Raw genomic sequence first — 20,624 nt, forward strand, 5'->3', positions numbered from 1 at the left:
CTGATTTCTCTATGCAGTCTTTTTGGTTTTGCTAAATACAATTTAATACAAAAACCATATCAACAAAGCTAACCTTAAAAATAAACAGGTTGGCTTTTTGGTTTATCTCTTGTTTTCGATGTCTTGTAATCAATAAAAAAGCTCTACTCACGGCGAGTAGAACTTTCTCAAAACATCAAATCAAAAATCAAAACATTCCAGCAGTAACATTAACTGCTAAGGTCTGGGACACACCGGAATTAAGTTAGCATTGAAAACGATTGTACCTGCGGGCTGTTCATTGATTAAAATGGGATTTCCCGTATCAACTCTAATCAGCAGAGGATTCAAAGTCAAACATTCTTGAACCAGTTCGCCCCATTCTTCCACTGCACGAGTATATTCTGCTCGCAAACGGGGAATATCATCTAAAGTGACTCCGTTCGGAATTGGAGGTAACGTAGCGAGAAAGATTTCATCCGTAATCACCGCATCACTGGTAATACTTTCATCAACCGCCATTTCGTAAATGATCGGATATCTGAACGCACTCGGTAAAGTTCTATCCGGCCGATCTAGGTTCGGTAACGTTTCGTAAATAGGCGGGTCTACGCGATCGGGATCGGGATCAGTATAATCATCCGTCGTTTCGTCTTTTGGTTTGTATCTGTAATCAAAATCCGACGGAACAGTCAGTACACCAATTTGAGCTAAAGCTGACAGGGGTTGGCTGATGACGAGCATAGCGCACAACCCACCTAGAAGCTTAAACTTCATCATGTTCATCTCCTCAGTTTCACCAAACTTAATAAAATTCAATCGACTCCAACCCAAGAGCGAAGTATCAAGCCCAAAACCCTCTCTGCGCTCAGAAATGGCTTGTAACGACTTACAGTAGGCTTCATGCTTGCAAAAGCTTGGAGTCCAGCAGAGCGACGCTTTCCCATATCATAGAGACGTACTATCGCAATCTACCAAATTTTACCGAAGATATCAAGTTGTGTTACTCTTAATTACTCAACTGCTTTAATCTGCTGCTTGCTTATGTCTGTCGATGGGTTTGACAACTTTACCATCCCAATCGCCCCAGAGGGATACAAATCTGGGTTTGTCGGCATTATCGGTCGCCCCAACGTCGGAAAATCGACCTTAATGAACCAAATGGTCGGCGAGAAAATCGCCATTACTTCCCCCGTTGCTCAAACCACCCGCAACCGACTCCGAGGAATTTTAACCACACCCGAAGCCCAAATTATTTTTGTCGATACTCCCGGAATTCACAAACCCCATCATCAGCTTGGACAAGTTTTGGTGAAAAACGCTCAAATTGCCATTCGCTCCGTCGATGTTTTGCTTTTTGTCGTCGATGGTTCTGTAATAGCCGGAGGCGGCGATCGCTTCATTGCCGACCTACTCAACACAGCCAAAGTTCCCGTTATTTTAGGACTCAATAAACTCGATCAACAACAGAACGATCCCCAACGAATTGATGAGAGTTATCAACAACTCATTCAGCCTCATTCTTGGCCGATTCTCAAGTTTTCTGCCCTCACCGGAGCGGGAGTTGATACCCTACAAAATCTCATTATCGAACAACTCGAACCCGGCCCCTACTATTATCCTCCCGATTTAGTCACCGATCAACCCGAACGCTTCATTATGGGAGAACTGATCCGCGAACAAATTTTACTCCATACCCGAGAAGAAGTTCCCCACTCCGTCGCCATTTCTATTGATCGCGTCGAAGAAGATCCCAAAATTACTCGAATTTTAGCAACAATTAATGTTGAACGACCCTCACAAAAAGGGATTTTAATTGGTAAAGGCGGTCAGATGCTTAAAACCATTGGTAGCGATGCACGTCAACAAATTCAAAAACTGATTGCCGGTCAAGTTTACCTAGAATTATTTGTCAAAGTACAACCCAAATGGCGGCAATCTCGCAGTCGTTTAGCCGATTTAGGATATCGAGTCGAAGAATAGGAAAAAAATCCACAATCAAACTCAAGTTTATTCCCTTGAGTCTTGAAATAAATTAAACTGTTCGGAACTAATCCGATTGGCTTGATACAAAGTTTCTGCAATTTCTGTTAACGTTAAAACGGTATGACCTTGATAGCCATTGCTTTTTAGTTTATCCATCACGCCCCGACCATGATCGATAAACACGACAATATCCTCAACTTCCAATCCCGCTGATTTTAACTTTTCTGCTCCTTTCATCACGCTATTTCCCGTAATTAAAATATCATCAACCACCACAATCTTTTCTCCCATTTGAAAATGCCCTTCAATTAACCGTCCAGTTCCATAACTTTTAACTTCCTTACGCGGAAAAACCATCGGACGTTCCAAACGCAACGCCAAACCCGTCGCAGTCGGTAAAGAACCGTAGGGAATTCCCGCAATGCGATCAAACGCTAAACCTTCAAGAATCTCTGCATAAGCACTCACAATTTGATGGAATATTTGCGGTATTGAAATAATCCGCCGCAAATCAACATAATAGGGAAAAACTTCGCCCGAAGACTGAACGTGTTTCCCAAAAATAATACAACCAATATCATAAAGCTGTAAAATTAAATCCCGATGGGGTTGATGTTCCAAAAAACAAACATCGGGCAACCATAAATTACAACTCGGACTTTCGTGAACATCTTGGGAGCGAATTTCATTGATTCGATCTCGAAATTTTCTAACCGCCTGAGTCCGATTTTCTTCTCTTAATAAACAGGGCGGAACCGGAAGTAACAAACCTTCTCTATTTTCATTTAATCCTGCCGCTAAAATAGACCTTAATTCGCTTTCTTCAATTAAATCATTTTCTTCTGCTGTATCTCCTTCTAGCAATATTAAACGTTCGGGTGCAACCTTTCTCACTCGGGCTAAAGTATCCGCCATAATTCCAACTTCTAACCCCAATTGTTCGGGAGTTCCCCAACTTTGAGTTTCTTGAACTAATTGTAAATATAATGACCGATCTGGTGTAGGATATTCCTGTAAAATTGTCGCGGAAGGATTCGCCGTCGCACACAACACAAATACCGCTTTACCCGGATAAACTAAAAAGGGTGTAAGTTGATCTAATCCCCCATAAGCCGAAACCGTACAGGCATCAATTTTCCACTGTTCAAATATCAAACGAGCAAATACATTGCTGCTATTGATATCGCTACATTTCGCATCTAAAATAATCGGTAAATTCGGCGGAATTGACTGCAAAACCTGTTCTAACAGTTGCATCCCTTGCCAACCCAACCCCTGATAAAAACCCAAATTCAGTTTATAACCACAAACAACATCAACCGTTTGAGCAACAATAGATGTTAATTCATTATGCCACTGTTCAATCGTTGGTTGTGATTGTTCAAAATTAAAAAATTCACACTCAGGATTGGGATCGAGGGGCAACATAAAGTAAGCTTTGATTGCGTTCAATCGCCGCAATTAGTTTATCAAAAAAGTTCATTGACGACTAAAATCACAAAGATAGGGAAAATTTAAGCAGTTAAGCCTATTATTTGTATTGTAATCCCTAATTTGAGAAGGGCAAGTTGGAAAACAACAAAAATATATGTATCCAACTTACCCTAACAATTGTTGTTTATCCTAACTGACTCAACAACTCCCGAACATCAATGGCTAAAGTTTGTCCTAACTGCAACAACTTCCGCAGTTGAGAAACTCCCCATTGACTCTCCACAGCCATCTGAACCGCTACATCAGACTGACTTGAAACTTCAACCGCAACTGAAGAAATACTCGCTTCTCGTTGACGCTGTAACCACCCCAAACACAACGGAACAATCATTTTACCCAAAAAGTGCAAATACACCTCTTGAGCTTCAGCCAAACACGGGTTTAATTGTAAACGATATCCGAGCTTAATTAACCGCTCTAAACTGTCAATTTCACCCTCTATCGTTGTCGGATCGTTCTGTTGTAAAATCATCCACAGCGATCGCAAAATTAACCGCTCCAAAGTATCGCGAACTTCCCCATTATGAATTCCGCAGCGAAGTTGACTCGCTTCGGTTGTAATTGCCTCCAATGCAGCCAAATGATTCAGACTTAAACCATTACTGCTTTCCGCTTCTAACGCCCGTACTATTGTTACACAGCGATGACTCAACGCAACTTCTACGGCTACCTGTAACTCCTGAGGAACGGGTACGCGATCGCGATGAAACGCCATAATCACCCCATAATTATCCCGGTAAACTTGCGTGTATAGCTGATCCAAACGAGTTAGTGTTTCTTGAGACAATAACCCCATAATTCGCTGACGTTCTTCTGCAAATAAATCCTGCAAACTAAACGACTGCTCCCCAAATATTTTCACCATTCCTAAAATAACCTGAGCCGCACTCGCTTGCTGTAACGCTTCAAACAAATGCTGTTTCAGTTCATTGTAAGCCCGACGTCCGGCAAAGGGTTGAATACAGCAATGAAAATCCCATCCGCCCAGATGCAAAACCGCAAATACAAAATCCATCTGTTCTCGGGTAATTTCCGAGGTTAACTGTACCCGACCGACTGCTAAAGTTAACGTGCCAATATGTCCGATTTGATAATCGAGTTGCTGCGTGTTGTAACAATAAATTTGTTGCTCCCGAGTATAGGTCGTAAACAGAGAACTAATCGCATAGTGAGCGGCAACTTGTTCAAAACTAATTTGAGATGTTTTCACCAATTGACGGTAAACTTCATCCCCGGTTTTAAACAACTCCACATTGCTCTGAGCCAAAGCCAATCTTCGTAAAAACTCCGCTTCTAAATCAATTCCCGTTACCTCAGCAGCCAGTTCAATCGCCCGACTTGCATAGCGTAAAAGTTGCGTTCCTTCCGGTCGAGAAATCTCCTCAAAAAACCAACCGCAACTGGTAAACATCAACAAAGAATGACGCTGCATTTCTAACAAACGCAAGGCATCAATTCGTTCTAACTCGGTTAAGGGATGGGTTTGATATTGACTAAAAAATTGCTCTAAATTCGTTTGAGAGCGATCGCGAATTACCCGAATATAATCATCGCGAACGATCCCTGGATCGTTAAAAAATTGATGTCCGTAAGTTTGATAAACTTCAATCAATTGATCCCGCAACCAATTGAGTGTATCTCGAAGCGGACGCCGCCAGTGTTGATGCCAAACCCCGCCCCCACCGCAGCCACAATTATCTTCCCAACGCGACACCCCATGAAAGCAACTCCAAGCGGTTACAGGCTTTAATTCGACTTCCCAGGTGGGGGGATTTAAACTCAGGTAGTGGGCGAAATTTGTCACCGTCCAACCCAAACGGGGAAATTCTTCGACAAAGGCATAGGCGAGACATTTTTCCGTTCCCCCCTTGTGATGGCCAAAGGTTTCTCCATCGGTGGCCACAGAAATCACCTGGCAGGGTCGCCCGTCTCCGTGAACGGCTTGGCCCAGACGTCCGGCTAAATGTCCGGAACTGCTTAACACATCGTCAAAACCCATATCCGCAGATATCGGCCCATCGTAGAAGAAAATATCGAGATAGCGGGATTTGTCTTTTTTTCCGGTTTCATCTTTTAAGTAACAACGGTAGGGACGGGTGGGATCAATTTGTCCTTCCCCGACCTCTATCCATTCGGGTTCTGGTGTTTCTTCGGAGGCTAATAAACGGCAGCGTAGGGCTTGAGACGGGGCAAGAATGGTAAAGCGAATTCCTTCGTTAATTAAGGCTTCTACGGTGGGATAATCAATGGCGGTTTCTGCCAACCACATTCCTTCGGGATCGCGTCCAAACCGGGATTTAAAGTCGGCTTTTCCCCAGCGAATTTGAGTGTATTTGTCCCGTTCGTTGGCGAGCGGCATAATAATATGGTTATAAACTTGGGCGATCGCATTTCCATGTCCGTTGAGACGCTGACAACTGAGGCGATCGCCTTCTATTATTCTTTGATAAACTTGTAAATCGTATCGTTCTAGCCAACTCATTAATGTCGGGCCGATGTTAAAGCTGAGATACTCATAGTTATTGATGATCCCCACCACTTCTCCGTGATCGTTTAAAACCCGGGCTAATGCGTTTGGACGGTAACATTCGTGGTAAATGCGTTCGTTCCAGTCGTGATAGGGTTCGGCGCAGGGTTGACGTTCAACCGCGTTTATATAGGGGTTTTCGCGGGGAGGTTGATAGAAATGTCCGTGAATAACAATATAAACTCCGGTTGCCGTTTGTCGGGGATCATCGGGTGGAAATTGGCTGGGATCAAGTAGATTTTGAGGTTCTAAAAGGTGTGAACTTTCGACAGTATTTGTAACGGCCATAGATTGAAAATTGGAAGTAGAGGTCATAGGGTTGTGTCCTGTAATGTTCAAATACTCACGCACAGTCACATCAATAGCCAAAACAGAAGCTTGAGTCTAAGTTAAACTCTGTTGAATTCAGCCTATGTTTGGGTGCTATAGATTGGTGAAATTTTTTTGACGGCTCTCGTCTTGACAACTGACAAACTGATGGGTTATCTGACTCAATTTTAAACAGAAGCTCATCTAGTTGTTCGACGCAAACCCAAGCTTTTGAAGAGAGAATAATATATGACGATTATAGCATAGAATATTTATCCTTTTGGATGGTAAAGCTTAACAGATTTTTCAGCAAGCATAGAGTTATAAAAATTAATAATCAGAAAAATAAAGTTGCTTTTTGATTAAAAAACTTAACAAACTACATTTTAAGGATTTTTAAAGATTCCCCATTCCCCATTCCCTGAAAAACTGGTAATGAGTGACTGGTAATGAGTGACTGGTAATGAGTGACTGGTAATGAGTGACTGTAAATTGCCTATTCCCTGACAGGCAAGACCTGTCTGGTGAATTTCCATGCTAATGTGCTAAACAATACTGTCTTTTTTGTAACTTAAGTTTTGTAACTGTCAGTGAGCATAGTGGCGAGTTAATCCTAATGCTGAATGCCAAAACAATCATTTCCGTCTTACTAATCTTCATACCGATTTCCATTGCCGCCCACTTCTTAGAATGGGGTGAAACCGCTATTTTCATCACCTCTGCGGTGGCGATTATCCCTTTAGCGGGTTGGATGGGAATCGCAACAGAAGAAATTGCTGTAGTCCTCGGCCCCAATCTTGGCGGACTGATGAATGCCACCTTCGGAAACGCCACAGAATTAATTATCGGTATTGTCGCCCTCAACGCCGGACTGTTGGATGTCGTCAAAGCCAGCATCACCGGTTCTATTATCGGCAACCTGCTGTTAGTGATGGGCTTATCGATGCTTCTGGGGGGCTTCCGCTACAAAGAACAAAAGTTTCAGCCGATTGTCGCTCGGTTGAACGCTTCGGCGATGAACTTGGCGGTAATTGCCATTTTAGTTCCAACCGCAGTACAGTACACCTCCACAGGCATCGAGGAAGTAACGATGCAAAACCTGTCGAGTGCAGTGGCAATTGTTTTAATAGGGGTTTATATCCTAACGTTGCTGTTTTCGATGAAAACTCACACCTATCTCTATGATGTGGGTGTAGCCGAAAATGAAATCCCCGACGGGTCCAGTTCCGAGGCGAGCGCCCCCGAGTCTCATAGCCGTTCGCCGCTTTGGATATCGATTGTTATCCTATTAGTAGCAACCCTATCGGTGGCCTTAGAATCAGAACTGTTGGTTGATAGTCTCGAACAAGCAACAGAAAGCTTGGGGCTGACGGCTTTATTTACCGGAGTGATTTTGGTTCCAATCATTGGGAATGCAGCCGAACACACAACCGCCGTGACGGTGGCGATGAAAAACAAAATGGATTTATCGGTATCTGTGGCGGTGGGATCGAGTTTGCAAATTGCCTTATTTGTGGCTCCCGTGTTAGTGCTGGTTGGGTATTTAATCGGTCAACCGATGGATCTCAACTTTAACCCCTTTGAACTGGTCGCCGTAGCGGTTGCGGTGTTAATTGCGAACTCCGTGAGTTCCGATGGTCGGTGTGACTGGTTAGAGGGCGCCCTGCTGTTGGCGGCTTACACGGTTTTAGGACTGGCATTTTACTTCCATCCGGTCATTGAAGGGTTAGCCTAAAACACCCCAGGTGTGTCTACTCTCAACCGAGGGGAAAAGGAGAGTCAAAAAAGCAACAGCCCAAAGATTTTCCATCAACCCCTCAACGGTTCCGATGATTGATCGGTTCCGTTTCGCGATCGCCCCATCGGTCGATTCTCGATCGATTCGTTTGACCTTCTGAACCTGAGACTTTCTAGAGGCTTGAATTTCTCAGACAGATGGTCAGCCACTAAGTTATAGTGGAATTAATCTGGCAACCTAGACCGGGTTCTGGTTTCTGTGAGTTATTGCCTTAATCCCCATTGCCCAAGTCCGACCGATCCGTCGAATGCTAATCGACGTGTTTGTTGTCAATGCGGTTCTGATTTATTACTCCAAGGTCGCTATCGGATTACTCAGCAGCTTGGTGGCGGTGGTTTTGGTAAAACTTTTGAGATTGTTGATGACCATACGGGTACAAACAAAGTTTTAAAAGTTTTACTGAAAGAACATCCGAAAGCTGTTGCTTTATTTATACAAGAAGCTAAGGTTTTGAGCCAGCTTAAACATCCGGGTATTCCTCGGGTTGAGAAGGATGGCTATTTTACCTTTATGCCAAAAGGAGGGAAAGAACCCATTCACTGTTTGGTCATGGAAAAAATTGAAGGTTCTAACTTGCAGGATTGGATGAAAAGCCGCAAGAAAGAACCGATTTCTCAAGAACTTGCCATTGACTGGTTAAAACAACTGGCTGAAATTTTAGATAAAGTTCATAGTTTACAATATTTCCATCGGGATATTAAACCGCAAAATATTATGCGAAAACCCGACGGGCAATTAGTGTTAATTGATTTTGGTACCGCCCGGGAAGTTACCGATACTTTTATTGCCAAAGTTGAGGGGGGACAAAACGTTACGGGTATTGTTTCTCCCGGCTATACTCCCCCGGAACAAACCAATGGGAAAGCGGTTCCTCAGTCGGATTTCTTTGCTTTGGGGCGAACCTTTATTTATCTTTTAACGGGGAAGCCTCCAACCGCCTATCCCGAAAACCCCAGAACCGGAAAATTACTCTGGCGAAAAGGCGCACCTGAGATTTCCAAACAATTGGCGGATGTACTGGATTATTTGATGGCTCCGTTTCCGGGAAATCGACCTCAAACCCCTCAAATGGTTTTGCAGTGTCTTAAAGAAATCGATCTGAGTCAAACTTCCACTTCAAGACGCTCCTCAAAAGAAGATCCTATAGATTCACCGCCGATTAAAACACGTCTTGAACGAAAGCGAACGGTTCCTTTACAGAGAAAAAAAACCACAAAATTATCCACTCCGCTATCGAATCCGATTCAATTTCATTTCCCGTTAAAGTTCCTCTCAATTATGGGTACTTTGGTGTTGATCGGAGGTTTATTTTACACTCAAATTGATGGTTATGTACGTTATGGATTTATTCCCGCCAATCCGATTTTAATTCTTAAAAGTTTACCCAGCAGTTTGTGGTTACAAGGATACAAAAGCGCCGTCGGTCAAGTCTATGCTGTGGCGATCAGCCCCGATGGTCAAACTCTGGTGGCGGGAAGTTTCGGTACAATTACGATTTGGAATTTGCAAACCGGGGAGTTGCTTCATACAATAGCCGCTCATTCGAGTTGGGTTAAAACTCTGGCGATCAGTCCTGATGGTGAAATTTTAGCGAGCGGTAGCAACGATAAAACCATTCGCCTCTGGAACCTCAAACAGGGGTTTCGCCTGCGGACGATAGAAGGTCATACGGAGAGTGTGGATGCACTTTCTTTTAGTCCCGATGGTCGTATTCTTGCCAGTGGTAGTGAGGATCAAACGATTCGGTTATGGGATCTTAACACTGGAGTCCGAATCTTAACGATTTCCGCTCACGATGGCCCTGTCAATGCGATCGCTTTTAGTCCCGATGGTCAAACCTTAGCCAGTGGTAGCGATGACAGAACGATTAAGTTGTGGAGTTTGACTCAAGGGACTCGAAAATTGACGATTTCCGGTCATGCCGGGGCGATCAATGCCATTGGTTATACTCCCGATGGTCAAAGTTTAGTCAGTGTCAGTGATGATGGAACCATCCGTCTGTGGAATCCCAACACCGGCGATCAAGAACGGTTGTTTTCCGCTTCTGGAAATCCGGTTAAATCGATGGCCATTAGTCCTGATGGTCAAACCCTGATTACCGGGAGCGATCGGATTATTCTTTGGGATTTAAAAACCGGGGAACAGGTGGCAACCCTCTGGGGTCACGCCGAAACGGTCAACGCTTTGACGATCAGTCCGAATAGTGAAACGTTAGTCAGCGGAAGTGAAGATAAAACCATTAAAATTTGGCAAGTTCCCGTTAAAAATTAAACCCAAAATTCAATCCAATCTATTGATTTTTAGTCATAAAAATAGAGAGAAAGTTAGGCAATTAACCCCCATCTTCTCCCTCAGTTTAAGTCTTTTAATTCATTGTTTTGAGCGATGCCTCACTCTAATTTTCAACATTTGTAAGTGAGGCAATATACGGATTGAAACTCAATTGATTAGAATCGGAATTGAGTCCGGAAAGTGGTTACGACAATGGTGTCATTGTCCTCGACGTGTTCCGGGTCGGTCAGAACATAAACGCCGGGAACTAAAGCAATGTAGTCGTTGATCTGATAGCGATAGAAGGCTTCAATGTGAATTCCGGTTCTTTCTTCTTCCAAAGTCTCAAGCGTGTGGTAAACCACTTTCGGCTGCATACCGACAATAATACCCCCTAAGCTTCCTTCCCGGAATAAGTCGGGGAATGCCAGCGTCACCGCAAAGTTCAGCAGAGTCGCATCGAGGTCATCCCCTTCGCCGGTGGGTTTATCATCGGCCCAAGTCACACCGAGCCAACCGCCCAACTCAAACCGCTCGGCGATTCTCCAGTTCGCCTGAAAACCTAAGTTATCGGTGGTGGTGGGGTTATCGCCAAAAGGACGGTTCGCCAGGAAACTTCCGGTTCCGCCAGTGACGCTGACATCATCTTCGCGGAAATAGCGACGGTTATAGTCCAGAGCGATCACTAAGTTATCCAAAGGTTCATAAACAACTTGGAAGAACGCAGAGTGGCTACCATCAAACAAACCCCGACCTTCCGAGGCATCGGGAGCATCATCTTGGCTGGCCAGGTAGCCGAAGTTCAACCGGATTCTATCGTTGAGTTGATACTTGAGTGCCAAACCCGTTCCTTCAGGCCCCCGGAATGTGGTGGGGTTGTAGCGTCCGAAGCGAGAAGCGGCACCTGCACCGGTACTTTGCAAGGGGTTGAGAGGATCTTGAACGTCGTCTAAGTCCAAACTCTTGGCACCGAAGAAAACTTGACCTCGGCCGTTAAATACGGGGAAGCGATAATAAAGGTCATCGAGGATGAAGTCCCCTTCTCCGCCATCGGTACCGAGACGACTCATCAAAGTATTCGTCAGGTTTTCCCGGCTCAAGTTGGGAACATCTTTAGCCTCCAAACGGGTCCGCAGTAAATCTTCCCCGGTGAAGCTGGTATCAAAGTTTAAACGCGCCCGATAACCGAAGTAGCTTTGAGTCGGGTCGTCACTTTCATCGATATCTGACTCTCCTGAAAGCTCTGAAGCCCGGGTTAATTCAGTCCGATCGCCAAACGTATCCCCAATAAAGAAGATCACTTCCCCTCTTAACTTAGTCGTTGTGGAGAACTGATTGGCTTCCAGTTCAGCCGTGCGCGCTTCGAGCGCCAACACCCGACCGCGCAAAGCCGCCAATTCTGCGGCAAATTCTTCTTGTAAACGTTGCAGAACCGCCAAATCTTCCCGGCTGACCAAATTCGCAGTCGAGGCGGCAATCAACTCGTTAACCCGTTCCAAACAAGCGTTCAAACCTGCGGCGAACTCGTAACGAGTCATCGCCCGGTTTCCCTTGTAAGTCCCATCGGGATAACCCGCAATACAACCGTAACGCTCAACCAAAGATTGCAGAGCTTGGAAGGCCCAGTCGGTCGGCTGTACGTCGGAAAGCTGGGAAACCGATGTCACCTGATCCATAACATCCGTTTCTTGTGTGTACAGTTCCATTTGTTCGAGGTCAGTAATTCCCACCTCGGAACTGTCTGCCGGATCTGCGGTTTCAACTTGAGCCAGTTCTAACTCGGTCGTTTGAGCTGGAGCCTCGCCATTTTCAATTACTGGGGCTTCAGTAACCACCTGATTCTCAGATTCAGAGCCGTGATACTCTACAGATTGAACATCGGAATCGGAATTCCCCTGAGCCAGTAATTCTGAATTTCCTGTTTGCCACTCAACCGAATGAATCGCTCCCGTTCCTAAATTCAAGCTTGAATCTAACCTGACTGACGAGGTTTCGGTGGCTAGGGCGGCATTAGTTAAGACAAGAGCAGCGCCCACAATACCTGGACTCTGCTTAAGAGTGTTCCATAGAATTTTGTTCATCATCTCAAATCTCACACCGACTTAAAATACCAAAAGCAAGGGAGTCCCCAGCTCAATTGAACCAATAGTACCACAATCTTAACAGGAGTTTTCTGACAGTCAAGCAAGCCTCACATTACCAGTTACTTCTGCATATTCAATCCCATTGGTTCAACTGTTGTCTGAGTTCCTGAATAGATCCTACACAATTTGTTTGGAATTGAGGCGACGAATTGCGACCACACCCGGTAAGGGAGGACTGTCTGAACTTTTTTGCGGCCAGTTGGAACCAATAGGCACTCGACGGGTTTGAATAAACTCCTCACCCTCTGTGGTTCGCATGGCAAACTGACGCTCTTGTACGGCCATCTTTTGACGAATGCCGTGGGCTTCTCCGGGGTGTTGAACTGACATAAATAAGGTCTGTTGATCCGGACTAAAAAATGGCCCGGTCATCTCACATTCCATCGGCCCCATTGCAAATAAATAAGCATTTCCGGCATTCTCTCCCGAGGTCGGTAAAAACCAAACCGAATTATTGCCATAAACCCCCAACACATTCGGCTGACTCAAAGGCTCACCTTTCTCATCGACTCGGCCGGCGGGTACGGCTTGATTGTGCTTACCGGTTGACATATCCGTCACCATCCACAGATTGCCCTTTCCGTCAAATTCCAAATTATCCGGGTTGGCAAAACCCCAACCCCCATCGGCAACTTCCCCCCCTGTCGCAAACATCTGCCAGCGAAAGCTTTCCGCATCGGGTTGATCCCCCGTTTCGCTCAACCGCATTATCCAACCATACTCGTAGACGGTTTCCCCCGTCGGGCTTTTAAACACCCGCAGGTCCGGCCCGCCCGTGCGATCGTCGGGAGATCCGGAGGTAAAGGCGATAAATAAAGAACCCAACGGCCCAACATCCGTATCTTCGGGGCGGGCGGTACAGGTGGCCCCCGCTGCACTGGCGGCTAAATGAGCATCAATTAATATAGCACCCTGAACTTCTTCGGGGTTATCGCCTTCATATAAATCCCCTAAAGTTTTATATTGTTTCTTAAAGGCGATCGTATCTTCGTCTTTAGCGGCTATCATCGCGCCGCCAGAGGGTCGAGAAGGTAAACAAATGATTCCCCCCGCATGAACGCTCGGTAAATCGGGATTAACCGGCGTATCGGCTTTTAAAGGTATCCAACGACCGCTTCCATCTTCATTAAATTTTGCCGCATACAGCATTCCTTGTTCGAGGAGGCGAGAATTGGCTTTATCTTTGGGATCTTTAACTCGCCCTTGGCTGACAAATTTGTAAAGATGTCCGCCCCGGCGATCGCATCCCGAATAAAAAGCCAGGGGTTTCCCGGCTTCGGCCCGAATTCCCACCGCTTCGTGACGGTAACGGCCCAACCAAGTGTGTTTGGTGCCGTAGTCTTTGGCGTTAGCCGGGTCAACTTCCACCATCCAGCCATATTTATTCCCCGCCAGTCCGAACACATTCCCCAGCCCGTCTAGATTTTTTGAAAAGGGATTTTTACCCGGATCGACGGGGGTTCCGTCGGGATACACGTCTTCCGGGACGTGGGTTTGAATGTTTTCTTCGGCACTAAAGACCGTTCCCCAGGGGGTCGTTCCCCCCGCACAGTTGCCAAAGGTGCCGATAATGCGATCGCCGAGTTTATCGGTGTAGCCTTTACCTTTTTTGCGAAATACCGCGATCGCCGGTCCGGTTGACTTGAGATAGCGGCCATCACTCCAGCCGGAAATGCCGGTAATCCGCCGATCTGCGTTTGAGTTGGTACGAAACCATTTGCCTTCTGCGTTGCGACGAATGGAAATCACCCCCATTCCCATGTCTATTAACCCTTCTTGGGAGACTTCTAGAATGGCTTGTCGTACCGGATTATTTTTGGGCAGTTCAAAGGCATTTATTCGGTTTTTTTTCTCGGTTTTGAAAGCGGTTTCTATGGTTTTGATCGGCAAACTTTTTCCGATTATTTTTTCGTAGGTTTGTAGCCAAGTTTCTGAACTAATGTATTCAAAATTTATGGTTAAATATCCTTCATTTTCTCCGGTTTGAACGAAGGATAAATAATCATTATTATAACCAAATCTGGAGTCGCCAACGGGTTCGCCCCAAGCGGCAATTAGGTCGTAGGTAAAGCCTTCTGGGAGTACGATATCATCAACAACTTCGTAGGTTTTATAGGCTTCAATTTGTTGTTTTGAAGCCGAAGCTGTGCTGACGGGTTGGAGTTTTCCCACTTGGGTTTCAAGGGTTTCTGTTGCCAGGGGCATCGGCCCTTTTACGGGTTGAAAACTCAAGGAGGTTTTGGGGGATTTTAGCGAAGATTTCGGAGTTTGGAGAAGATTTTTGTCTTCGCAAGAACTTAAGCTCGCTGTCGTCAAGCTTGTACCGAGGAACAGGAGAAATTCTCGACGTTTGACTCTCATAAAATGTTAGAGGAGGATAGAAGCGGTTGGTCTAAGGATTAACTCTATTTTAAATGGAGAATTATGAATTTTGAAAGGGAAATTAATTCTGAACGATAAATTATAAATTCTGAAAAGGGTTTGATTCTCGAAAACAGATCTATCTGTTATGTATCAATAAATTTTCATGGATAATTTACAATTAGTCATTCAGAATTATGTCCTGACTTTCAGAGCATCAATTGCTCGTTCATCACTGAGTATTCATAATTGTCGTTCATTATTTTAACGAGTTATTATCGCTTTTGCCACCCGGTTTCTAGCCTAGCCAAAACGATACCCAAAACCCCGCACGGTGACAATATATTCGGGGTTGCTGGGGTCGGTTTCGAGTTTTTCTCGCAACCAGCGAATATGAACATCAACGGTTTTGCTATCTCCAATAAAGTCGGGTCCCCAAATTAAATCAAGTAATTGTTCGCGGGACCAAACTCGACGGGGATAGCTCATAAACAATTCTAACAAGCGGAATTGTTTGGGGGAGAGTTTGACTTCTTCGCCCCGAGCGACAACCCGACATTCTTCTTGATACAGGATAATATCTTTATATTGCAACATTACAGGCCCGGGAAGCTGACACAGACGCTGACGGCGCATCAAAGCCCGACAGCGAGCTATAAATTCTCTCATGCCAAACGGCTTACTTAAATAATCATCTGCTCCGGCTTCCAAGTAAAATGCACAGTTATTTGAGGTGTCTTTTGTGCCGATAATTAAAATAGGAACGGGGTTGCCTTGATGCCGTAACATTCGACACAGATCGAGACCATTAACTGCGTCTAAAATTAATAGATTGAATGGAAATTCGCTCATCTTAGATGAGGGGCTATGAACGGTTGGCAAAGCTTCGCGTCCGTCTAAAGCAATGACCACACTATAGCCGTGTTCCTTGAGGGCTAAAGACAGCATATCCCGCCAGGGTTCTTCGTGTTCAAGTAGCAAGATTTGACCTGCATATCTTAAGTCAGAACGATAAGAACTCTTATCTAAATCGGGAGAAAACATAAATATCAGTTCCTACGGTTTGGATGGCGTGCAATTGTCGGTGTAATCAGATTTAACTTAATAAATTCAGTAAACTTCTCAGGAAAGTTAATTTCCGACCATCCATCCAACGTAGATATGCTGCCACTGATCGCGCGGCCCACATTGAGAGACTAGGGGTAAAATGGGTTTAAAATCCCCACTCACAACGGTGAGCCATAAGCCCTTTACTCGCTCATCTATTAAGTGCGATGCGAGTTTTCTAAACATTATCTACTCCAAATCGGCTCGGTCGGATAAATAAAGGGGATACAGTTCAAATTGTATGAGCGGAAGGTTAAGATTAGGTAAACAGTTGGTAATGTTTAGGTTAAGGTATTTTATAGGGGTTAAAGACTTTTTATCTGCCCCTGGGGTCGATGGAACTTCACTCAATTTGTTCTGACCGACTCGCCGCCTTGACAATTGACCCCAACTCTAGTAAACCGAACTTAACCCTTAAACAAATAATCGCTTATTTAACTTTTTAACTTCAAATCATGTTATTACATCTAACCACCTGGCCTGAGGTCGAAACCTATTTATCCGACTCTACAGGCATCATTATCCCCATTGGTTCCACCGAACAACACGGGCCAACCGGACTGATCGGTACCGATGCCATCTGCGCCGAAGCGATCGCCCGAGGCACCGGCGAAGCAACCAACGCCCTCGTTACCCCCACCATCAAGGTCGGGATGGCACTGCATCACATGGCTTTTCCCGGTTCGATGAGTCTCCGACCAAGCACGTTAATTAACGTAATCAAAGATTATATCACATCTTTAGCGCGACACGGTTTTAGGAAGTTTTTCTGGATCAACGGTCACGGGGGAAATATTGCCACCTTGAAAGCGGCTTTTGCGGAGACTTACGCCCACCTTGCCGACCTCAACCTCCCCAACGCCGACCAAGTGCAGTGTCAGGTGGGAAATTGGTTTATGTGTAAATCCGTCTACAAACTCGCCAAGGAACTTTACGGCGATCAGGAGGGTTCTCACGCTACCCCCAGCGAGGTGGCTGTGACTCAATATCTGTATCCAGAAGCGATCAAACAAGCCCCCTTATCCGAAGATGTGGCAAAAGGTTATCCGATTTACGGGGCGGCTGACTTTCGCCGTCATTATCCCGATGGTCGGATGGGTTCAAACCCCAGTTTGGCAACACCCGAACAGGGAAAACAATTGTACGAACTCGCCGTTAAAGATTTAAGCAATAGTTATCTGGAATTTTTGAATCAAACCTAATCTCCGAGAATATCTACATTTGTAGGCGGGGGAACCGTCGTGGGTGCGACTGCGGGTTCGGCTTCAAACACATCTTGTAACGCTTCCTGCAAACTCGGTCTCATCACAATACTATTATTGTAAAAAACGATAACTCTCGCAAGTGTGGGGAGGCTATTTTCTGTTGCTTCTAAATAAATCGGTTCAACATAAAGCAGCGACCTTTCAATGGGAATCACCAATAAATTCCCCTGAACCACTCGCGAACCCTGACGGTTCCACAGCGAAATTTGTTCGGAAATTTCCGGCGTTTGATTGATTAACGCTTCCACCTGTTCCGGACCGAAAATAAATTCTTGTTTGGGAAAACGATATAGTAACAGTTTACCATAGTTTTGTATATCCGAACGGGCCGCCATCCAAGCCACCAAATTAATTCGGCTGGCGGGGGTAAACGGTTGCAATAAAATAAATTCTTCATCGGTGGCTTTGGGAAGCCGCATAATTAAATAGTAAGGTTCTACAGATTGGGGTTGATTGGCGTAAATTTCTTTGGGAATTCGCCACTGATCTTCTCGGTTATAAAAAACCCGCACATCATCCATGTGATAGGTTAATAGTTGTTCGGATTGAATTTTAAATAAATCAACCGGGTAGCGGATATGGACGTACAAAGTACCCGGCATTTCTTGAATGGGTTTAAATAATTCGGGAAAAATCTTTCGCCAGGTCGTTAAAATAGGGTCTTCCGGGTCGTTTAAATAGTAGAAGCGAACGGTACCATTATAAGCATCAACCACAACTTTAACCGAGTTGCGAATATAATTAAATTCCGCTTCTCCCGGATCGGAATAGGGATAGCGATCGCTGGTGGTGTAGGCATCAATAATCCAGTATAAATAGTTGGGAGGGGCGGACGGTTGATCTTCCGGCCAGTTTAAATTGGCATCTGCAACCACCAAATAAGGATCGCTATCGTAACGTAAAAAAGGCGCGATCATTTTCACCCGTTCTTTGATATTCCGGCGAAATAGTAACTTTGTATCCGGTAAGAAATTTCTTGCAAATACCATTTGCCAATTTTTTAAATGTTTAGCAAATAGCAGCCGACCCCACCCCCGACCAATTAAAATTCCTCCCCGACCATCGTAGGTATTATAAACGTTTTCATTGCCCAAAGGATAATCTAATTCTTTGACTTGAGTTGAGGTCATAATATTGGTGTCTGTTAGTTCACCGTAATAAATTCGGGGTTCGCCAATGGGGATGCTATATTCAACTCGCTGATCGACTTCTAAAGTGCTTTCGGGTTCAATTTTGGGATCGGCGCCAATATCTCTGACAAAATAGTTGGGTAGTCCTCCCTCGCCAACCGTATTAACCGGAGAAAGGGTAAACCCATAACCGTGAGTATAAACTAAATGTTTGTTAACCCAAGTTTGGGCTTCTGTAGGGACTGAATTATAGTTTAATTCTCGGGCTGCAATTAAAACTTGTTGTTTTTCGGTGCGATCGGTTGGGGTTTGTTCTGCGGGGGGTTTGAGTAGGGTATAGCGATCGACATTGGCATCGGGGAATTCGTAGTACAAACGAATTTGTTGTAACTGGCGGTTGGTTTGTAGGAGGGGACGTTCATCCCAGAGTCGAATATTCTTAATTGTGAGGTCGTTTTCGAGGATATCGGCGTAGGTTAATTCTCCTTCGGGATCGAAGATTTCCGAGTTAATTTCATCGAGATTAAAGGCTTGGCGAGTGTAGCCAATACTGCGTTCAAGATAGGGGGCTTCTCGTTCTATTTCATTCGGTTGAACGATGAAGCGTTGGACGGTGGCGGGTAATATCCAACCGGCAATAAAAGCGATGGTTAAGTACCATCCTAATATGGCTCGGAGTGAATAACTATCTGCGAATAATCGGGCTTGGGAGTTTGTTGGTTTTCGGCGACGGATGGGTTTTCTAAATTGTTTTAAAATTCCTTCGAGCAATGGTTCTATGGCTTTGACGGAGAAGAAGGCTTGCCAAAAGAGAAAAATGGCAATAATTAACGCAACAATACACAGCATTAAATCGGCGGGCGCCTGTATGTTGACATCGGTATAACCCGCCCCGAAAATTACGCCCCGTTCGGAATAAAGGAGTTCGTATCGCGACAGCCAATGTTTGAAGGCGATACTCAGCATTAGCATTCCACCCAGGGCGTGTAAGTGCCGCTGTTGGGGTTGGGAAAAGCCGGGAAATCTTCCTTGACTGAGGCTATTTCCGGAGTGGAGGTAGATGAGAGTACATGAAATTAAGCCGCATAAAAATAGTCCGACTAGCCAGAATTCTAAAAGATGGGCGACGGGTAGGGTAAAGATATAGAAGCTTATATTTTGTCCGAAAATATCGTCGGTTTGATTAAATGAAGTGGGATTGAAATATTGCAGAACGTTTGTCCAATGGCTGGATAAGACTAAGCCAAACCCCAAACAGAGAAATAGGGCGATCGCGATCAGGGAAAATTCCAGTTCAAAGATTAATAGTAGGGTGATAACAACTAAGATTACCGACAGCCACCACTGAGTAAATAACTGTCGAATCAGTTCAACCAAAGGTGCGATATCGAAGCGTTCGGGGAGGAGTGGGGCGACTAACGGTTCGGAAAAATCGGGTTTCCAATAGTCTATAAATACCGTTCCGTAATGCAAGGCGACTAACGCCAGCAGCAGCGATAAACTAATCACAAATCCCAGTAACCAGCTAAAGTCTAATGCGGGAAGGGCTGGGGCGGGTTCGGGGGAGAAAAAAGAGGTTCTTTGGGTTCGCTCTGGCGGCGGTGGCGGATATTTGTAGCGGTTCGTTATAACTAGATTTCCCAGCAGGAAACCGGCGGTGAGACTTAAGCCTAAAAACCACAAAACTGCCCGGGTTGTGATTCGCAACCAATAAACTGATAAATATCCCAATTCTTGAAACCAAAACCCTTCCGCTACGATGTGAGTGACTAAATCAGTCAGTAGCCACAATCCAAATAGGATGAGTATTGCTTGGAAAAATCGGGATTTGATTGCCATTGAAACTCAAAGGGTAAAATGCCAAAGTTGAGATTTTTTGCTTACTGTTCGCCTGTAGGGGCGGGTTCAGAATAAATTAATCATTTCCCACAGACAACTGATATAAACCCGCCCAGGAGTTGTCGGTTTCGGGGGTCTGGAAGCTATAGGTAGCCCCAAGTTTACCATATTGCTGAATTTTACCGTAAAAGTTCAAAAAATGATATTAAATTTTTTAAAAGATTGGGATTGGGTCGAAAAATTGTAAGTCTTAAAGGGATTTTGGGCTGTTATCAATGGATAATTTAAAATTGATAATTAATCATTAATTAATCAGGTTGAAGACCTCTCCTTATCCATTATCCATTATCCATTATTTCCTCTCTATCAATCCTATTCATAATGGTCGAGGTAATTATCCATTATCCATTATTA

10 protein-coding genes and 1 pseudogene are annotated in these 20,624 nt (G+C 44.8%); 4 read left to right on the plus strand and 7 right to left on the minus strand.

From position 1 onward, the window contains the following. Positions 1 to 216: 216 nt before the first annotated feature. Positions 217 to 759, minus strand: coding sequence for a hypothetical protein (locus ACL6C3_RS04805; RefSeq protein ID WP_413165814.1), 543 nt, complete (start codon positions 757 to 759; stop codon positions 217 to 219). 264 nt (positions 760 to 1,023) lie between these two features. Here ACL6C3_RS04805 and era point away from each other — a divergent pair, with 264 nt between their 5' ends. Further along, a complete protein-coding gene (gene era, locus ACL6C3_RS04810) occupies positions 1,024 to 1,962 on the plus strand; it encodes a GTPase Era (RefSeq protein WP_413165816.1) in 939 nt (312 codons plus the stop codon). A 27-nt stretch (positions 1,963 to 1,989) separates the two neighbouring features. Here era and ACL6C3_RS04815 read toward each other — a convergent pair. Then, positions 1,990 to 3,448: pseudogene (locus ACL6C3_RS04815) on the minus strand (bifunctional orotidine-5'-phosphate decarboxylase/orotate phosphoribosyltransferase). A gap of 135 nt (positions 3,449 to 3,583) precedes the next feature. Continuing rightward, positions 3,584 to 6,301, minus strand: a complete 2,718-nt coding sequence (locus ACL6C3_RS04820; RefSeq protein ID WP_413165818.1) for a DUF3536 domain-containing protein — start codon at positions 6,299 to 6,301, stop codon at positions 3,584 to 3,586. A gap of 610 nt (positions 6,302 to 6,911) precedes the next feature. Between ACL6C3_RS04820 and cax the strand changes: the two genes are divergently transcribed. Further along, positions 6,912 to 8,030, plus strand: coding sequence for a calcium/proton exchanger (gene cax / locus ACL6C3_RS04825; protein ID WP_413165820.1), 1,119 nt, complete (start codon positions 6,912 to 6,914; stop codon positions 8,028 to 8,030). Between the two features lie 261 nt (positions 8,031 to 8,291). After that, on the plus strand, positions 8,292 to 10,364 hold the full coding sequence (locus tag ACL6C3_RS04830; protein WP_413165822.1) for a protein kinase domain-containing protein: 2,073 nt from the start codon (positions 8,292 to 8,294) through the stop codon (positions 10,362 to 10,364). 176 nt (positions 10,365 to 10,540) lie between these two features. Here ACL6C3_RS04830 and ACL6C3_RS04835 read toward each other — a convergent pair whose 3' ends face one another. The 3 genes from ACL6C3_RS04835 to ACL6C3_RS04845 form a co-directional block, all read right to left on the minus strand. Beyond that, positions 10,541 to 12,445, minus strand: coding sequence for an iron uptake porin (locus ACL6C3_RS04835; protein WP_413168261.1), 1,905 nt, complete (start codon positions 12,443 to 12,445; stop codon positions 10,541 to 10,543). A 180-nt stretch (positions 12,446 to 12,625) separates the two neighbouring features. Beyond that, complete coding sequence (locus tag ACL6C3_RS04840) at positions 12,626 to 14,869, minus strand: PhoX family protein (RefSeq protein WP_413165824.1); 2,244 nt, start codon at positions 14,867 to 14,869, stop codon at positions 12,626 to 12,628. A gap of 303 nt (positions 14,870 to 15,172) precedes the next feature. Continuing rightward, positions 15,173 to 15,913 (minus strand): winged helix-turn-helix domain-containing protein, encoded by a 741-nt coding sequence (locus tag ACL6C3_RS04845; protein ID WP_413165825.1) that lies wholly within the window; start codon positions 15,911 to 15,913, stop codon positions 15,173 to 15,175. Between the two features lie 518 nt (positions 15,914 to 16,431). On the opposite strand from ACL6C3_RS04845, the gene ACL6C3_RS04850 reads away from it, so the two are divergent. Then, the gene (locus tag ACL6C3_RS04850; protein ID WP_413165826.1) at positions 16,432 to 17,178 is read left to right on the plus strand and encodes a creatininase family protein; all 747 of its coding nucleotides are present in this window, start codon (positions 16,432 to 16,434) and stop codon (positions 17,176 to 17,178) included. On the opposite strand, the gene ACL6C3_RS04855 is transcribed toward ACL6C3_RS04850, so the two are convergent. After that, entirely contained in the window at positions 17,175 to 20,210 is a 3,036-nt protein-coding gene (locus tag ACL6C3_RS04855; RefSeq protein ID WP_413165827.1) for a UPF0182 family protein, read from the minus strand. The genes ACL6C3_RS04850 and ACL6C3_RS04855 overlap by 4 nt on opposite strands. Positions 20,211 to 20,624 lie beyond the last annotated feature (414 nt).

The sequence above is a fragment of the Capilliphycus salinus ALCB114379 genome, assembly GCF_047276495.1.
Lineage (GTDB): Bacteria > Cyanobacteriota > Cyanobacteriia > Cyanobacteriales > Microcoleaceae > Capilliphycus > Capilliphycus salinus.